The organism is Segatella sinensis, assembly GCF_040095255.1.
In the GTDB taxonomy this organism is placed as follows: Bacteria; Bacteroidota; Bacteroidia; order Bacteroidales; family Bacteroidaceae; genus Prevotella; species Prevotella sinensis.
Window position 1 is genome coordinate 1 of the sequence record NZ_JBBNGE010000122.1, and the last position, 1,215, is coordinate 1,215.

Sequence of the window (1,215 nt, forward strand, 5' to 3'; positions counted from 1 at the left end):
TTGCATTTGTCCACGTCAAAATAATAGGTAATGCTGGAGTTTCTGTGACGCTTGTCATTTTTGCGATTATTCATCTCTTTCCATTTCGCCAGATGCCCTGCTGGGCAGACGTACAAATCTGCATCCTTGTTGTATTCAAAAGGAAGTTTGTTTGTTCGATTACCGTCAATTACAGAACTTAAACGAGCAGAGAGATGCATATTGTTTTCCTTTGCCATTTTGAGATTTTCCTTGCTGGAATATGCTTTATCTGCTACAATGGAATCAACTTCCATTCCTGCTTCCTCTGTCTTCCTTACCAGTTCCGGCAATTGCTGTCCATCACCTTTTTCGCCAGAAGAAAAATGGTTTTTCGCAAAATTATTAGTAGAAATTGGCTCTCGGAGCACTAAAATGTGCCTCCGTTGGCACTTTTACAGCCCCCGCAAAGGGCAAAATAAGAGTGGAAAAGGTAGATTTGCAAGGGGCAAAATGGAGGTTTTTCGGAATATATTTTACGCATTTGCAGATAATCTGATACAGAGAGAGAGACAGACGAAGGAGGAAACTGACACGAGAAAATGTAAAGATTAGGAAAGTGAAGAGCATGAATGTAACAACGCACAAAGGAATATATCATATTAATAATCAGTATTTTACATAGAGCAATAATCTTCAAAGAGAGCTTCCCCTGGAAAGCTCTATCCGGTCATTTTCGGTCATGGTCATTTTCGGTCATTTTTGTTTCGGGGGGGCAAATCTCCCCTATAGTATAATATAAATATTTATATTTATATTATACTATAGATTAAAATGACCGAAGTTGAAAATGAAAATGACCGAAAATGACCATGACCGGAAATGACCGCTTTTTGAATCCTCACTTCATCGCCATAGTACCCATTCCAGTCACTCCTGCAAGCAATGTGTAAAAACAGCATTTACTTACATAGTTAATTATCAAGTACTTACACCATTTTTACCATCTTATTTCGATAAAAACTTGATTTCGCCTTTGAAATTTTGTATCTTTGCACCGGCAATCGAAGGAACAGCCTATTGTGCCGAAAACCGGTCATCTATGAAGACCGGAGCGGGGCTTAAATGATGGCAGGCGCCGGTCATCTATTAAGACCCAGAATCGGGGCAGAAACGGGGCTTCCGGGTAGTTGTGATTCAGTGAACTCTTAAACACAGAACAGAGTATGATTAACTACAGCATCGTAATGCGCAGCG

At 39.9% G+C, this 1,215-nt stretch carries 1 pseudogene; it reads right to left on the reverse strand.

Annotated features, from left to right (window positions below):
• Window positions 1–341, reverse strand: a pseudogene (locus tag AAAT87_RS15365) (IS5/IS1182 family transposase); the annotation flags it as partial.
• Window positions 342–1,215 lie beyond the last annotated feature (874 nt).